Below are 14,124 nucleotides of genomic sequence, written 5' to 3'. Positions count from 1 at the left end.
TAGGGATAGTTCGATGGCCGAGCAGGACGTGGCGATCGCGGTGCTGTGCGGAGTCTTCACCCGGCTCGGCAAACGCAGCGGCCTGAACCCAGAGCGCCTGCGCACCACCGAAGTCGATGTCGCGCCGCTGCTTTCGCTGCCGGTGGTGCGCCATCACGCGCATCGCACCGGTGCTTCGCCCGAGGAAGTCGTGCTGGCGGTGGTGCGCGCGGCCGCGCGCGGGTTGCGCCCGACCGACCGGCTGATCGTGGATGCCGTGCTGTGCCTGGGCCTGCTCCGCAAGAACCCGCCCGACGGTATCGATCTGGACAGCTTGTATGCGCCGGGCCTGAGCGCAAGGCGTGAATCGCTGACCGCGCACTGGGCACTGCTGCACGAATGCACCCGCGCGCCACGAACTCCGCCGGCTCCGGCGGTCCGCACGCTGCGGGCCCAGGGCGAGCCACGCGCGCTGACGGCGCTGTCGCATCTGCTGGTCACCACGTCCTCCAGCGTGCCGGCCGCGAGCGCCTCGGAAAACGGCGCGGCGCAGCCGGGCACACCCCGCCGGGGTGTGGTCACCGTGGTGGGCGACGCGGTGCTCGACCACATCTACCGTGTCGACCACATCCCGCCGGTCGGAACGTCCACCCCGGGCAGCTTTCAATCACATCCGGGCGGCAAGGGACTCAACCGCGCCGTGGCCGCCGCGCGGCTCGGGCTGGAGGCCCGCCTGGTCGCGGCGGTCGGCGACGACGACGCCGGCCGCTGGATCCAGCGGTATCTGCGTTCGGAGGACGTCGGCACCGAGCTGGTCCGGATCGTGCCCCGGGCGCGCACGCCGGTGACCGCGTTCATGATCACCGGAACCGGCGCCTCCAGCGCCATCGGCTGCCGCGACGAACGCATCCGGCCCAGCGTCCAGCAGTTGGCCGGCGCCGCCTTCAAGGACACCATCGCGAGCTCGGACGCGGTCCTGCTGACCTTCGAGCAACCACTCGTCGTGCTCGAACAGGTGCTGACCATACTGCGCGAACTACCCACGCCGCCGGTCGTCGTGATGCATCCGTCGCCGGGGATCGAGACGCCGCAGTACCTCTACCGATTCCTGGGCAGCGTCGACTATCTGATCGGCGCCCCACCGCAATTGGCACGCATGCTGCCCGAGGTCGAACTACACACCGGCACCGACCCGGCACAGCGGTTGCGCGCACTCGGCGTGCGGACGGTTTGCGAGATCGCCGATTTCGGCTGCGTCGTCCATACCGAGCAGGCCCGCATGGTGATTCCGCCGTTCCCGGCGGCGCTGCAGGACGCCCCGGGCGCGCACTCCGCGTTCGGGGCCGCCCTCGCGCACCGGGTGATCACCTCCGGCCACCCCGCCACCGAGGCCGACTACCGCTGGGCCACCGCGGCGATGGTCGCGACCCAGTCCTTCGACGATGTGCCGGGCGCGATGCCGCTGGCCGGCGCGATCGACCGGATCGTGCGCCTGGCCGAGTGATACAGACGCACACGACCGCCGGGCTCGACCCCTCCACGAGCCCGGCGGCCGCTTTTGCTGCACCGGCTGCGCCGGTGCAGAGTCTGCGATTATCCGACCAGATGCGGTCGGTGCCGGTATCTCTCGGTGACCGGCGGTTCCTCGTTTGCGTGCTGTTCGAGTTGCAGGCGGGCGATCATCCGCTTGGACAGCATGATCACCGCCTGTTCCCAGAGCAGGCCGAGTTCGGCGGCGCAGTCGGCGGCGCGGGCCTGGGCGACGCGGTTGTGCACCGAGTCGATGTCGCTGAGGATTTCGTCGAGTTCCATTCCGGCCCGCGCCTGTTCGCGGGTCAGCAGTCGGTCGGGCAACCAGCTCAACCGCCATAATCGGCGGCCGGCACCGGTGTTCCGGTACGCCGTCTCGGGCGTGATGTCGCTGGTCATGGTCCATTCGGTGGTGCGGATCATTGCGCTCTCTCCGGGTGCTACAGCTCGGTTATGAGCTGTTCTAACGGAATTCCGAGTTGTCCAGCACAGTGGACGGCTCGAAGGTGTGCCATCCGGTCGTGCCGGAATGCCTGGGTGCTGACGATCTCCGCGAGATCCATCCCCGCAATTGCCTGTTCACGTGTTAGCAGTCGGTCCGGCAGCCAGCTCAACCGCCAAGATCTGGTCCACTTCTCGGCAACCCGCTGTGCCGATTCGGTGGTGATATCGCTGCTCACAGACCAGTCGGTTACATACAGGGTCACGAATGCCTCCTGTCGAGCATCCGCAGGGTCAGCCCGCTGCCGTGTTTTCGGGTGCGCGAGATCCGGCCGACGGGCGGAGCCTGGTCGGTCGGTCGATGTCGCGATATCTGAGGATCGTGCGATATCTACACAGAAGCGTTTTGGGGCGACGACGGACTGGGTGGTCAGAGGAACGGGGGCGAACGCCTAGCCGGCGAAGTTCGGCTCCAGCTCCGTGTCGGGCCGATGCTGCCGGCGCCGGCGGATACGCCGTTTCACGAGAACCACTCTCATCTCACCAGACCCTCCCGAGCTCCTGGTGGGGGCGATGTATCGCCTGGGACTCAAGTGTGGCTGGTCAGGCGGTTAATCGCTACTATTTCTTTGACAAATGCCGCCGGTTGACGTCAATTGTCATGACTTACATGGAATTCACCGTGCGAAGTCTGGCTAAACCCGCAATTGCCGCCTATCGTGAGCGCGGTACAAGCCCGGAACAAATGACCACCTCGAGGAGTGGATCGCGCCATGGTGCCGCAGGATTCCGCGACCGCCGCAGTGCGAAACATCCTCACCCGCTTGGGCAAACACAGTGGTCTGGCCGGTGGCGAAGGGCGGCTGCGGCGCACGGTGGTCGATGTCGAGCCACTGCTGGGCCAGCAGGCGGTGCGTGATCGCGCCTACCGCGAGGGTGTCGAGCCGGAACAAGTCGTACTCTCCGTGGTCGCGGACCTGGCCCGGCAATTGCCGCCGACCGAGCGCCTGATCGCCGATGCCGCACTGTCTTTGGAGCTGCTGCGCGACAATCCGCCCAGCGGCGTGGACCTTGCGGGCTTCTACGGCACCGACCTCGGTCAGCGGCGGGTGTTCCTGACCGAGAACTGGCAGCGGCTGCACAACCACCTCGGCGCGGACCCGGTGCCGGATCCGCCGACGGTGCGCTCGTTGCGCTCGACGCACGAACATCGCGCGGTCACCCAACTCGCCGGACTGCTGACCAGTCAATCCGCCTATCGCGGCACGCCTCCCTCGGGGGCCGTGCTGGAAACCGTTGCCAAGCGCCGGCATTCACGGATGGAGATGGGCGTGGTCACCGTCGTCGGCGACGCTGTCATCGACCACATCTATCGCACCGATCTGATGCCCTCGGCCGAAGGACGCCCGGCGCGTGGACGTTTCGAGGAACGGATCGGCGGCAAAGGTCTCAATCGCGCCATCGCCGCCGCTCGCCTGGGCTACCAGGTGCGGCTGCTCGCCGCGATCGGGGACGATTCGGCAGGCCTGCGGATCCTGCACAAACTCAACGAAGAGCATGTCGACACCGAGCTGGTGAAAACCGTGCGGGACGAACACACCCCGGTGGCCGCCCTCATCGTCACCGCCAGCGGGAGCGTCGGCACCATCGGCCGTGCGGACGACGCGGTCACACTGAGCCGGGAGGATCTGAACAAGTCCTCGGCGCGGCAGGCGATCGTCGAAGCCGACGCGCTGCTCATGACCTTCGAACAGCCGCTCACCGTCATCGAACACGTCCTGGAGTTGGTCCGGACCGCGTCGGATCCGCCGTGGGTGCTGGTGCAGCCCACACCGCCGCTGGACATGCCGCAGTACCTCTACCGCAAGCTGAACCAGATCGATTACCTGATCGGCACTCGCCGGGAGCTGGCCAGCCTGCTCACCCCGGGCGAGCGGAGCGCCCGATGGGCACTCAGCGAGCGCGAACTCGAGCCCGAGAACGGCAGCGCCGAGACCGTGCAGCAGTTGCTGGCCATGGGCGTCGACACCGTCTGCACGGTCGAGGGCTTCGAATGCCAGGTGCGTTCGGCATCCACGAACCTCGACGTCGCCCGCCCGATGGCCGCCCAGCTGACCGAATCCCCCGGCGCGCGTGCGGCTTTCACTTCAGCCCTGGCGGCGCGGCTGGTTACCAACGATCGCGCGGCCGACCGCGCCGACTTCGAATGGGCCACCGCCGCCATGGCCGCCACCCAGTCCTTCGACGAGGTTGCCGGAACTATGCCGCTGGCCGAGGAGATCGACCGGATCGCGAACTATCCCGGCGGCGCCGGCACCGGTACGGAAGGCGGCTGAGCATGCGCTGGTTGCGCACCCGCCATAGACCCGGTGTCGCTCGTCGGTAGCCGCTCGCTATCGTCTCGTTTCGTCTCATGTCGTTACGCACCCACCCAGATCGCCTACCCATTCATGTTCCGGAGGACGTTTGTGACCAGAATCGCGTCAGACCTGCCTGAAACCGCACATCGGTTGACGCGCAAGGGCCGTGAGTTGCAGGTGCGGGTGCTGGAACTAACCGATGTACGCGACGGCGGCTTCGTCTTGATCTTCGGCGAGATCGACGACGACTGTCTGGTCCGAATTCACTCGCGGTGTCTCTACGGGGACGCGCTGGGCTCCGACGACTGTGATTGCGGCCCCGAACTGGACAAGGCGATGGACCTGATCCAGGGCAAAGGCTCCGGCGTGCTGGTCTACCTGGAGCAGGAAGGCCGCGGCGCCGGACTGATCGCCAAGGCTCGCGGCCTGCGCGACGGCGACCTGACCGGGGCCGACACCTTCACCAGCTACCGTTCGATGGGCCTGCCCGAGGATTCTCGCTCCTATGAGCTGGCCGCGAAATCCCTTGCCGCACTCGGCTTGAACACAGTCCGACTGCTTACCAACAACCCCGACAAGGCGCACGCGCTGCGAGCGGCCGGTATCGCCGTCACACCGGTGCCGCTGCTGACCCGCGCCCGCAGCGCGCGGGCCCGGCAATACCTCGAGGCCAAGCGCAAACGACGACGGCACTGGATTCCGATCGAGGCGGAGGCGCCCTGGGCGATCGAGGCGTCCACCGTGGTCGAAGACACCGCGATTCTGCCCGCGGTGATCGACGACGAGCCGCGCAAGCGCCGTATCCACTGGTTGTGGCGCTCCCGCGAGAGCGGATTCACCGCGCGCCGCCGGGCCAAGAAGGCCGGTTTGGTCGCGACCTCGGGGTAACGACCGCCACTTTACTGTTTCTTTGGTTACGATAAGTGAGCCGCGCCACTCGATGACGCGCCGAACCGTGAGTTGATGACACAACCTTCTGCACACTGTGTCAGTGACGGCGAGGCGTATCGAGGTCGGTTCTCAGCCAGAGCTATCGGGACAGGAAAATGAGCACAACAGAAATCGGTTTCGCGCACGAGTCCGGCAAAACGGTCTACACCGTTCCCGAGGCGTTCCAGGAGACGATCAAGCTGCGGCCCGACGCCATCGCGTTGCGGACGGTCGGGGGCACCACGGAGATCAGCTGGCAGCAGTACGGCGACCGGGTCCGGGTCATCGCCGCGGGGCTGGCGAAGCTGGGCGTCGGCCACGGCGACACCGTCGGCATCATGCTCACCAACCGGCCGGAGTTCAACCTGGTCGACACCGCCGCCCTGCACCTGGGCGCCACGCCGTTCTCGATCTACAACACCAGCTCGCCCGAGCAGATCACCCATCTGTTCACCAATGCCGAGAACAAGGTCGTGATCACCGAGCGCGCCTTCCTGGAGACCATCCGGGCGGCGGGCGTGGAGCTCGCGCACATCGTGTTGGTCGACGGCCCCGCCGAGGGCGCGCTCGACCTGACCGCGGTGGAAGCGGATCCGCTGCTGGAGTTCGACTTCGACGAGACCTGGAAAGCCGTCAACCCCGGCGACCTGGCCACCCTGATCTACACCTCCGGCACCACCGGCCCGTCCAAGGGCGTGGAGATCACCCACCGCAACGTGCTGGCCCAGATCATCGCGCTGGTCAACGGACCGCTGCGGGTCGGCTACGACGACCGCGCCATCTCCTACCTGCCGGCCGCGCACGTGGCCGACCGCATCTCCGGGCACGCCATCAGCCTGCTCACCGGCATGCTCGTCACCTGTGTGCCGGACCCGCGGGAGATCGCCGCCGCGCTGCCCGACGCCCGCCCGACCGTGTTCTTCGGTGTGCCGCGGGTGTGGCAGAAGATCAAGGCCGGCATCGACGGCAAGCTGTCGCAGGAACCGAGCCCGGTGAAGAAGAACCTGGCGAACTGGGCGATCCAGACCGGTATCGCGGCCGCGCGCGCCGACCTGGCCGGCAAGAGCCGCGGCCCGATTCTCGGCCTGCAATACAAGCTCGCCGACACCCTCGTGCTGTCCAAGCTGCGCGCCGCGCTGGGCATGGACAACCTGAAGGTCGCCGCCTCGGGCGCGGCCGCGATCCCGCCGGAGACCCTCGAGTACTACCTCGGCCTCGGGTTCACCGTCACCGAGGTCTGGGGCATGTCCGAGACCACCGGCGTCGGCACCTACACCGAACTGGCCAAGCCGCGTCCCGGCTCGGTCGGCCGCGCCGTGGACGGCCTGGAACTGCGCCTGGGCGAGGACGGCGAACTGCTGTGCCGCGGCCCGATCGTCACCCCCGGTTACCGCAAGCAGGCCGACAAGACCAAGGAAGCGATCGACGACGACGGCTGGCTGCACACCGGCGACGTCGCCACCATCGACGCCGACGGCTACGTCCGCATCGTGGACCGCAAGAAGGAACTGATCATCAACGAGGCGGGGAAGAACATCTCCCCCACCAACATCGAGAACTCGGTGAAGTCGGCGTCCTCGCTGATCGGTCAGGTCGTGGCGATCGGCGAGGCCAAGCCCTACATCGGCGCGCTGATCACCCTCGATCCCGACACCGCCGCCCTGCGCGCCAAGGCGCTGGACGTCCCCGGCGATGATCTCGCGGCGCTGTCGGTGCGCAAGGAAATCCTCGACGAGGTGCGCGCCGCTGTGGAGTCGGGCAACCGGAAGCTGTCGCGGGTCGAGCAGATCAAGCGCTTCACCGTCGTCCCGCAGCCGTGGGAGCCGGGCGGTGAGGAGCTGACCCCGACCATGAAGCTCAAGCGCAACCCGATCGCCGCCAAGTACGGCGCCGAGATCGCGGCGCTGTACGAGAAGGACGCGCCGGACACGGTCATCGACCTGAAGTAGTTCCTCGGCAACGACAGTGGCCCCGGGCGTTTCGCCCGGGGCCACTGTCGTTGCAGCGCTACTGGATCTCGTACGTGCCGATCAGGGTGGCGCGGCCGAGGGTGTGGAAGAACAGGTTGAAGCCGAGCACCGCGGGCGCGACGTTCTCGTCGATGTCCAGCTGTTCCACGTCGACGGCGTGCACCACGACGAAGTAGCGGTGCGGGCCGTGCCCCTGCGGCGGGGCCGCGCCGACGAACCCGGGGAAACCGGCGTCGTTGCGCAGGTTGAGCGCGCCCGCGGGCAGGCTGCCGCCCTTGCTGCCCGCGCCGGTCGGCAGCGAGGTGGTGGTCACCGGAATGTTTGCCGCCGCCCAATGCCAGAAACCGGACGCGGTCGGCGCGTCCGGGTCGTACACGGTGACCGCGAAACTCTTTGTCTCCGCGGGGAATCCGGACCAGGACAGCTGGGGGGAGATGTCCTTGCCGCCGGCGCCCAGGACATCGCTGACCTGATCGTTGCCCAGGGTCTGGCCCTCCTCGATATCGGCGGAGGTGACGGTGAAGCTCGGTACCTGCGGGAGCGCGTCATACGGGTTGTAGCTCATGGTTCCCCTTCTACTTCGATGAGATCAGCTGTGCAACAGGAAGTGTTCCAGTACCCGGGTGCCGAATTCGAGCGCCTCCACCGGAACTCGTTCGTCCACGCCGTGGAACAGGGCGCTGAAGTCCAGGTCCGGCGGCAGTTGCAGCGGCGCGAACCCGAAGCAGCGAATGCCCAAGCGGGCGAACGCTTTCGCGTCGGTGCCGCCGGAGAGCATGTACGGCACGGTGCGGCCCTGCGGATCGTGCGCCAGGATGGCGTCGTTCATGGCGTCGACCAGATGGCCGTCGAAAGTGGTTTCGTAGGAATCGAGTTTGGTGATCCACTCACGTTCCACGTCGGGGCCGATGAGCTCGTCGACCTCGCGCTCGAACTCGGCCTGGCGGCCCGGCACCACCCGGCAGTCGACCACCGCTTCGGCGGTCTGCGGGATCACATTGGCCTTGTACCCGGCGTTGAGCATGGTCGGGTTGGCGGTGTCGCGCAGGGTGGCCCCGATGATCCGGGAGATGGTGCCGAGTTTGGCGAGCTGACCCTCGATGTCGGGGCTGTGCGGATCGAATTGCAGACCCGTCTCCTCGGCGACCGCGGCCAGGAACTCGGCCACCGAATCCGAGAGCACCAGCGGGAAGGTGTGTTTGCCGAGCCGGGCGACCGCGTCGGCGAGAATGGTGACCGCGTTGTCCTCGTGCAGGAACGAGCCGTGCCCGGCCCGGGCCTTGGCGCGCAACCGCATCCAGCCCAGGCCCTTCTCGGCGGTCTCCACCAGGTACAGGCGGCGCTCGGTGCCGTCCGGGCGCGGGACGGTCAGGGAGAATCCGCCGACCTCCCCGACGGCCTCGGTGACGCCCTCGAACAGGTCGGGCCGGTTGTCGACCAGCCACTGCGAGCCCCACTTGCCGCCGGCCTCCTCATCGGCGAGGAACGCGAAGACGATATCGCGCGGCGGGACGGTGCCCTCGGCCTTGAACTGGCGGGCCAGGGCCAGCATCATGCCGACCATGTCCTTCATATCGATCGCGCCGCGGCCCCAGACATAGCCGTCGCGGACCGCGCCGGAGAACGGGTGCACGCTCCAGTCGGAGGCTTCGGCGGGCACCACGTCCAGGTGGCCGTGCATGAGCAGCGCGCCGCGGCTGGAATCGGCGCCGCGCAAGCGCGCGAACACGTTTCCGCGCCCCGGCTGCCCGGACTCCACGTACTCGGTGGTGTAGCCCACCTGATGCAGCTGGTCGGCCACCCACTGCGCACACTCGCGCTCGCCCTTGGTGGTTGCCAGCTCGCCGGTGTTGGAGGTGTCGAATCTGATCAGCGCGCTGACCAGCTCCACCACCTCGGCTACCGCGCGAGACCTGCCGTTGGGATCGGGACGTTCACCGTTTGCGGACACGCCCCTTTCCTACCATCCGCGGCGCGGGCGGCGCAGGCAGGACCGCGGGTGGAGTTCCGATCAGATCGAGCGAAACTCTCGCTTACTCGTACTGCGGGCAGACGATGCCGACCGGGCAGATCTCCTCGGCGATAGGCGCGGCTTCCGCTTCGGCCAGCGCTAGGCCGATTGCCGTCATCAGAACCGAAACCACACCAGTAATCGCGAACATCCGTGCGTAACGCATGCCACTCCTTTTCGGTGATTGTCGTAATCCTGGCGGGAATGGTAGGACGGCGAGTGCTGAATATCGGGGATGATCGCGGCGTTTCCCGGCTTCGACTCGATATCGTCCGGGAAATGCGCAAGGCCCCCGATCTGGCGGAATCGGGGGCCTCGGACCGCACTGTGCGCGCGGGGGCCTAGTTTCCGGCGCTGCCGGAATTCATTCGAGAGCTCGGCGCGACCGGGGTTTCCTGCGACGCCCCGGACTCCTGCGACGTTCCGGACTCCTGCGACGTTCCGGACTCCTGCGAGGCCCCGGACTCCTGCGACGCCCCGGATCCCTTCGACACCTCGGGCGCGAGCAGCGGAGACTTCCTGAGCTCCACGGACTTTTCCTCACCGACGGTGCTGAGGACCTGCATCATCTCGGGCGCGCCTTCGGCGTCGCAAGCCACCGATTCGACGTTGTAGGTACCGGCCGCGGCGCCCGGGAGGATATTGGTGACCGCGATGGCCGCCGGCTTTCCGGTACTGGCGTCGATGTGGACAATCGCGGATCCGCTGAACGGGGAGAACCCTTCCCGCGCCTCGAGCGCGGACATGTTGCCCGCGGCGTCGGCCACGACCAGCTGGACGATTTCACCGTCCTCGGCCTTCCCGGTCCAGGTACCCACATAATCTTCCGCCGTCAGCGCGGCCGAGCATTCCGACGCGGCCTGGGCCGCGGGAGCGACCACGAAACCCGCCGTCGCGGCGGCGAGAACTCCAGTTATTGCGAACAGTCCTGCGATGCGCATACCACTCCTTTACTGGTTGGTTCGATCCGGTGACGAATGCTAATAGAAAGTGCTCGCTGAATCCGGCATACAAAATTGCGGCGTTTCCGATTTGCGCTAAAAACTCCCATTAATATTCCAGCTATTTCGTGCCGTCACCCCTTGCCGCCGGTTCCGCGCACTGCCATATTGGGAGAGTTCGATCGCAGGGAGGGCGGCGCGATGGACGACCATGTGCGGGAACCGATTCCCGACGCACTGAAATACGAGGACGGCCGATATGTGCCCGAGCGGTTCCGGCGGGCGGGGCGGACGCCGAGCCCGCGGGCCGCCCGGGTCTTCTCGCGCACCTTGCACGCGGTGCATATGCCGTGGTTCCTGCTCTGGCTGCCGGCCGGCGTCGGCGTGCTGACCACGACCGGACGCCGCAGCGGCAAAGCCCGGCACACGCCGGTCAAGGCGGCCCGCGCCGGTGACATCGCCTATGTCGTCTCCATCGGCGGTGCACATGCCCTGTGGTACAAGAACCTTCGTGCCCAACCAGCAGTGCGGTTGCAACTGACCGGCGGCGTGTTCGAAGGCGTCGCCCGGGAGTTGCGCGCGGATGAGCACCCTGCCGCCTACGCCGCGCTGTGCGAGCGCGTCCATCCGTTCGACTTCGTCGAGAACGCCTTTCACCGGCGCGGCCGCCCGACCCGGGACCGAGTCCGGGAGCTGCACCGGGCATGGTTCGACGGCGGAGTCGTCTTCGCCGTCGACCTCGGCGCGTCGGCCGGCCGACGCCGCTGGCCGTTCAGCGACCGGACGCCGCCCGGCTGAATCCCTTACTCCAGCAGCCGCTTCGGATGCATGCCGTCCACCTGGCCGATGAACGGCGGATGGATGCTGTAGCCCAGCATGCGCCGGATGTCCTCGCTGACGGCGCGGACCACCTCGCGCGGCGTGGACAGGGTGAAGGCTTCCTGCGGGCGCAGCCACGGTTCGCAGTACTGGGCGGTGAGCGCCAGGCGCGGGTCGGCCGAGCGGTTCGCGCCGCCGCCGTGCCAGAGGGTGCCGACGAAGAAGACGCACGACCCGGCCGGCATCACCACCGGGACGCGCCGCGCATCGGCCGGCGGCAGGTGATTGCCCCATTCGTGGCTGCCCGCGACGATATCGGTGGCCCCGTTGTCGGCCGTGAAATCGTCTATCGCCCAGATGGTCGCGGCGCCCAGCGCCGGCCGCGGGCGCGGCAGCGGATAGAAGCCGTCATCGGTGTGCAGCATCTGCGCGGACTCCCCCGGCAGGATGTTGATCACCTGGAGCATCGACAGCAGATAGTTCGGCAGGAACAACTGGTCCAGCAGCGCCAGCACCCGCGGATGATCGACGATGCGATCGCAGCTGCGGGTCTTGTTCAGCACGCTGTAGATCCGCTGGGTGGCGTGACCTTCGAAGTTGTTGCGGCCGGTGCGATCCAGGATCGGCTGCACCTCGCGCCGGATCTCCCGCAACTGCTCCGGGGTCAGCAGATTCTCCAGAATCACGTAGCCGTCGCGGCGGACGGCGGCCAGGTCGGCCGCGACCACTGCCGGATCCACTGTGCCGCCGCTACTTTCGGTGCGCCGATACTTACCGGCCAGGTCCCCGGCCAGATCGACGACGGATGAAACCTCGGCGCCCATGACGCCCTCCGATCCAAAACATAACTGAGTTCTGTTATTCTTCCGACTGTGGCACGCGCACCCGTGGGACGTCAACAGTTGCTCGACGCCGCCCGCGCCGAACTCCTGGCGGGCAACGGCCAGGTCGATCTGCACTCGCTCAAACGCCGCTCCGGGCTCAGCACCGGCGCCCTCTACCACCACTTCGGCTCTAAAGCCGGTCTCCTGGTAGCGGTGTACGAGCAGTTCCACGCGGGCCTGGTCGCGGCGATCGCCGACGACACCCTGCCCGCCGGCGTGCACTGGGGCGAACGCGAGCGGGTGCGCACCCACCACTTCGTCGAGTACCACTTCGCCGATCCGCTGGCCGAACTGCTGCTGACCCGCATCGTCCGGGAGCCGGAGCTGGCCGAACTCGAATCCGGCACCCTGGATCGCCTCGCCGGCGCGGCGGGCCGCAATATCCGGCAGGGCCAGCTGGACGGCGACATCTCTCCCGGCATCGACGCCGAATTGGCCGGAGCCTGCATCATCGGCGCCCTCCGCTACGGGATCGCCGATCAGCTGCGCCGCAACCCGCGTCCCAGCACCGAGGACGCGGCCGCCCGGCTCTGGGATGTCATCGCGGGGGCGCTCACCATCCGCTGATCGCGCCGGCGCTTGACCCTGACGCAGGGGAAGGGCCGGAGGATGCGGGCATGAGTACGAAACGACATGCGGTCCGGCAGTTCACGGTGCACCACGACGGGGTGACCATCCCGGTATCCCGGGGCGGGGCGGGGCGTCCGCTGCTGCTGTGTCCCGGACTGACCTCGAGTCAGGCCGAAGTGGCCGAGCTCATCGGATTGCTGCGGCGGGACTTCGAGGTGGTGTCCTTCGACCTACGGGGGCACGGTCTCTCCTCCGCCGGTGCGCGGTACGGCTTCGAGGCGTTCCTCGGTGATCTCGGCGCGGTGCTGGCGGAACTCGACGGGTTCGAGCAGCCCGTGCTGGCGGGTCATTCCTATGGCGCCGACCTGATCGTCCACCACGCAGCCGAGCATCCCGGGTCCGTCGCGGAGTTGATCGTCATCGATGGGGCCAATCCTTTGCCCGAACCCTTCATCACCGAGATCGATCTGCCGGAGTTCCGCGCGATGTGGGAAACGCTGGCGACCTGGCATCAGGCCGCCGCGGGCACGCCGCGCCAAATGCTGCTCACACCCGCGGAAGTCCTGGATCTCAACATCGAGTTGGACGGGATCAGATCCCAGCTGCTCGATCGATATCGGGCGATCGACTGCCCGATCGGCATGATCATGTCGACGGCGATGGCCGGTGACAGCACCGAAGGCCGGACACCACGGCACAATCACCTGTGGCGGGCCGGCGTCGACCGGCTGATCCGGGACCAGCCGCGCATCGCCACCCACTGGGTCGAAGCGGGCCACGGGCTCGTCGTCACGCACGCTCCGGAGGTTGCCGGGATCATCCGAGAGCGAATAGGAAGACTGGCCTCATGATGACCATCGGCGAACTCGCGTCCTACGCCGGGGTAACGGTGCGCGCGATCCGGCACTATCACGCCAAAGGCCTACTGCCGGAACCGGAACGCGACCACTCCGGCTACCGGCGCTACCACGCGGCCGCCGTAGTCGAACTGATCCGCATCCGAACCCTCGCCGCCGCCGGGGTCCCCCTCGCCCGCGTCCGCGAGCTACTCCGAGCCGACGCGCCGGACTTCGCCGCGGCGATCGCCGAGATCGACAACCGCCTGTGCGCCGAAATCGAGGAACGCCGGCAGCACCGCGCACGCATCGCCCGCCTGGCCGCCGGCGAAAGCCTCGCCCTCCCACCAGAAGTCGTCGAGTTCCTCGACCACCTCCGCGCCCTCGGCATCGACGAACGCATCATCGAAGTCGAACGCGACGGCTGGATCCCCCTCGCCGCCCGCACGCCAGACCGCATCCCGGACCTGATTGCCCGCAAACGCGAACAAATCGCCCACCCCCAATTGATCGACTTCTATCGCACCCTCACCCAGGCCATCAACGAGCCCGACAACACCTCCACCCTCACCACCCTGGCCGACAAGACCGCCGCCTACCTCACCCACCTGGCCGCCACCCACGGCGACGACTACCTCGGCGGCGACATCGACCCCGCCCTGGCCAGCCTCCTCGACACCCTCGCCACCGAAACCTGGCCCTCGGCCCGCCACCTCATCGCCCTCCTGCACGACCGCGGCTGGACCGGCTGGACGAAAATCCAACGGGCAGCAGGCGATTGAGCCCAGCTCGTTGACGGGCAGCGGGCGCGCGGTTTAACTTAGCTAGGGAAACGATTTCGTCTGTGCTGTGC

The 14,124-nt window shown here is 67.6% G+C and carries 15 protein-coding genes; 8 read left to right on the top strand and 7 right to left on the bottom strand.

Annotated elements, in window-relative coordinates:
• Positions 1-13 precede the first annotated feature (13 nt).
• Positions 14-1,483: a PfkB family carbohydrate kinase gene (locus AB0M14_RS31390; protein ID WP_365001469.1), complete on the top strand. Its 1,470-nt coding sequence runs from the start codon at positions 14-16 to the stop codon at positions 1,481-1,483.
• An 89-nt stretch (positions 1,484-1,572) separates the two neighbouring features.
• On the opposite strand, the gene AB0M14_RS31385 is transcribed toward AB0M14_RS31390, so the two are convergent.
• Positions 1,573-1,932: a hypothetical protein gene (locus tag AB0M14_RS31385; RefSeq protein WP_365001466.1), complete on the bottom strand. Its 360-nt coding sequence runs from the start codon at positions 1,930-1,932 to the stop codon at positions 1,573-1,575.
• Positions 1,933-1,949: 17 nt separating this feature from the next.
• Positions 1,950-2,216: a hypothetical protein gene (locus AB0M14_RS31380; protein ID WP_365001464.1), complete on the bottom strand. Its 267-nt coding sequence runs from the start codon at positions 2,214-2,216 to the stop codon at positions 1,950-1,952.
• 507 nt (positions 2,217-2,723) lie between these two features.
• On the opposite strand from AB0M14_RS31380, the gene AB0M14_RS31375 reads away from it, so the two are divergent.
• The 3 genes from AB0M14_RS31375 to AB0M14_RS31365 all read left to right on the top strand — a co-directional run bounded on the left by AB0M14_RS31375 (position 2,724) and on the right by AB0M14_RS31365 (position 7,189).
• On the top strand, positions 2,724-4,286 hold the full coding sequence (locus AB0M14_RS31375; RefSeq protein WP_365001462.1) for a PfkB family carbohydrate kinase: 1,563 nt from the start codon (positions 2,724-2,726) through the stop codon (positions 4,284-4,286).
• A gap of 132 nt (positions 4,287-4,418) precedes the next feature.
• Positions 4,419-5,198: a GTP cyclohydrolase II gene (locus AB0M14_RS31370; protein ID WP_365001460.1), complete on the top strand. Its 780-nt coding sequence runs from the start codon at positions 4,419-4,421 to the stop codon at positions 5,196-5,198.
• 158 nt (positions 5,199-5,356) lie between these two features.
• Positions 5,357-7,189 (top strand): long-chain fatty acid--CoA ligase, encoded by a 1,833-nt coding sequence (locus tag AB0M14_RS31365; RefSeq protein ID WP_365001457.1) that lies wholly within the window; start codon positions 5,357-5,359, stop codon positions 7,187-7,189.
• Positions 7,190-7,247: 58 nt separating this feature from the next.
• Here the strand turns inward: AB0M14_RS31365 and AB0M14_RS31360 are convergent, their stop codons facing one another.
• The 4 genes from AB0M14_RS31360 to AB0M14_RS31345 all read right to left on the bottom strand — a co-directional run bounded on the left by AB0M14_RS31360 (position 7,248) and on the right by AB0M14_RS31345 (position 10,162).
• The gene (locus tag AB0M14_RS31360; RefSeq protein WP_365001454.1) at positions 7,248-7,775 is read right to left on the bottom strand and encodes a YbhB/YbcL family Raf kinase inhibitor-like protein; all 528 of its coding nucleotides are present in this window, start codon (positions 7,773-7,775) and stop codon (positions 7,248-7,250) included.
• A 24-nt stretch (positions 7,776-7,799) separates the two neighbouring features.
• Complete coding sequence (locus AB0M14_RS31355) at positions 7,800-9,161, bottom strand: M20/M25/M40 family metallo-hydrolase (protein WP_365001451.1); 1,362 nt, start codon at positions 9,159-9,161, stop codon at positions 7,800-7,802.
• A gap of 82 nt (positions 9,162-9,243) precedes the next feature.
• Complete coding sequence (locus tag AB0M14_RS31350; RefSeq protein WP_365001448.1) at positions 9,244-9,387, bottom strand: hypothetical protein; 144 nt, start codon at positions 9,385-9,387, stop codon at positions 9,244-9,246.
• Between the two features lie 175 nt (positions 9,388-9,562).
• Positions 9,563-10,162: a hypothetical protein gene (locus AB0M14_RS31345; RefSeq protein ID WP_365001445.1), complete on the bottom strand. Its 600-nt coding sequence runs from the start codon at positions 10,160-10,162 to the stop codon at positions 9,563-9,565.
• A gap of 201 nt (positions 10,163-10,363) precedes the next feature.
• Between AB0M14_RS31345 and AB0M14_RS31340 the strand changes: the two genes are divergently transcribed.
• Complete coding sequence (locus tag AB0M14_RS31340) at positions 10,364-10,960, top strand: nitroreductase family deazaflavin-dependent oxidoreductase (protein ID WP_365001441.1); 597 nt, start codon at positions 10,364-10,366, stop codon at positions 10,958-10,960.
• Positions 10,961-10,965: 5 nt separating this feature from the next.
• Here the strand turns inward: AB0M14_RS31340 and AB0M14_RS31335 are convergent, their stop codons facing one another.
• Complete coding sequence (locus AB0M14_RS31335) at positions 10,966-11,805, bottom strand: phytanoyl-CoA dioxygenase family protein (RefSeq protein ID WP_365001438.1); 840 nt, start codon at positions 11,803-11,805, stop codon at positions 10,966-10,968.
• A gap of 48 nt (positions 11,806-11,853) precedes the next feature.
• On the opposite strand from AB0M14_RS31335, the gene AB0M14_RS31330 reads away from it, so the two are divergent.
• From AB0M14_RS31330 to AB0M14_RS31320, 3 genes are read left to right on the top strand one after another with little or no spacing between them, the layout of a single operon-like run.
• Positions 11,854-12,432: a TetR/AcrR family transcriptional regulator gene (locus AB0M14_RS31330; RefSeq protein WP_365001436.1), complete on the top strand. Its 579-nt coding sequence runs from the start codon at positions 11,854-11,856 to the stop codon at positions 12,430-12,432.
• 50 nt (positions 12,433-12,482) lie between these two features.
• Positions 12,483-13,286, top strand: a complete 804-nt coding sequence (locus AB0M14_RS31325) for an alpha/beta hydrolase (protein WP_365001433.1) — start codon at positions 12,483-12,485, stop codon at positions 13,284-13,286.
• Entirely contained in the window at positions 13,283-14,053 is a 771-nt protein-coding gene (locus tag AB0M14_RS31320; RefSeq protein WP_365001430.1) for a MerR family transcriptional regulator, read from the top strand. The genes AB0M14_RS31325 and AB0M14_RS31320 overlap by 4 nt, the downstream gene beginning before the upstream one ends.
• Positions 14,054-14,124: the final 71 nt, after the last annotated feature.

Origin of the sequence: Nocardia sp. NPDC051832, from assembly GCF_040681285.1 — a bacterium.
GTDB lineage: Bacteria > Actinomycetota > Actinomycetes > Mycobacteriales > Mycobacteriaceae > Nocardia.
Note: the sequence above shows the minus strand (reverse complement) of the source record. Positions and strands in the feature narration are given on the sequence as shown.

What these genes read in the sequence shown, in the direction of transcription:
- AB0M14_RS31390 (WP_365001469.1), top strand. Translation starts at nt 14, where the DNA reads ATGGCCGAGCAGGACGTGGCGATCGCGGTGCTGTGCGGAGTCTTCACC.
- AB0M14_RS31385 (WP_365001466.1), bottom strand. Translation starts at nt 1,932, where the DNA reads ATGATCCGCACCACCGAATGGACCATGACCAGCGACATCACGCCCGAG.
- AB0M14_RS31375 (WP_365001462.1), top strand. Translation starts at nt 2,724, where the DNA reads ATGGTGCCGCAGGATTCCGCGACCGCCGCAGTGCGAAACATCCTCACC.
- AB0M14_RS31365 (WP_365001457.1), top strand. Translation starts at nt 5,357, where the DNA reads ATGAGCACAACAGAAATCGGTTTCGCGCACGAGTCCGGCAAAACGGTC.
- AB0M14_RS31360 (WP_365001454.1), bottom strand. Translation starts at nt 7,775, where the DNA reads ATGAGCTACAACCCGTATGACGCGCTCCCGCAGGTACCGAGCTTCACC.
- AB0M14_RS31350 (WP_365001448.1), bottom strand. Translation starts at nt 9,387, where the DNA reads ATGCGTTACGCACGGATGTTCGCGATTACTGGTGTGGTTTCGGTTCTG.
- AB0M14_RS31345 (WP_365001445.1), bottom strand. Translation starts at nt 10,162, where the DNA reads ATGCGCATCGCAGGACTGTTCGCAATAACTGGAGTTCTCGCCGCCGCG.
- AB0M14_RS31340 (WP_365001441.1), top strand. Translation starts at nt 10,364, where the DNA reads ATGGACGACCATGTGCGGGAACCGATTCCCGACGCACTGAAATACGAG.
- AB0M14_RS31335 (WP_365001438.1), bottom strand. Translation starts at nt 11,805, where the DNA reads ATGGGCGCCGAGGTTTCATCCGTCGTCGATCTGGCCGGGGACCTGGCC.
- AB0M14_RS31325 (WP_365001433.1), top strand. Translation starts at nt 12,483, where the DNA reads ATGAGTACGAAACGACATGCGGTCCGGCAGTTCACGGTGCACCACGAC.
- AB0M14_RS31320 (WP_365001430.1), top strand. Translation starts at nt 13,283, where the DNA reads ATGATGACCATCGGCGAACTCGCGTCCTACGCCGGGGTAACGGTGCGC.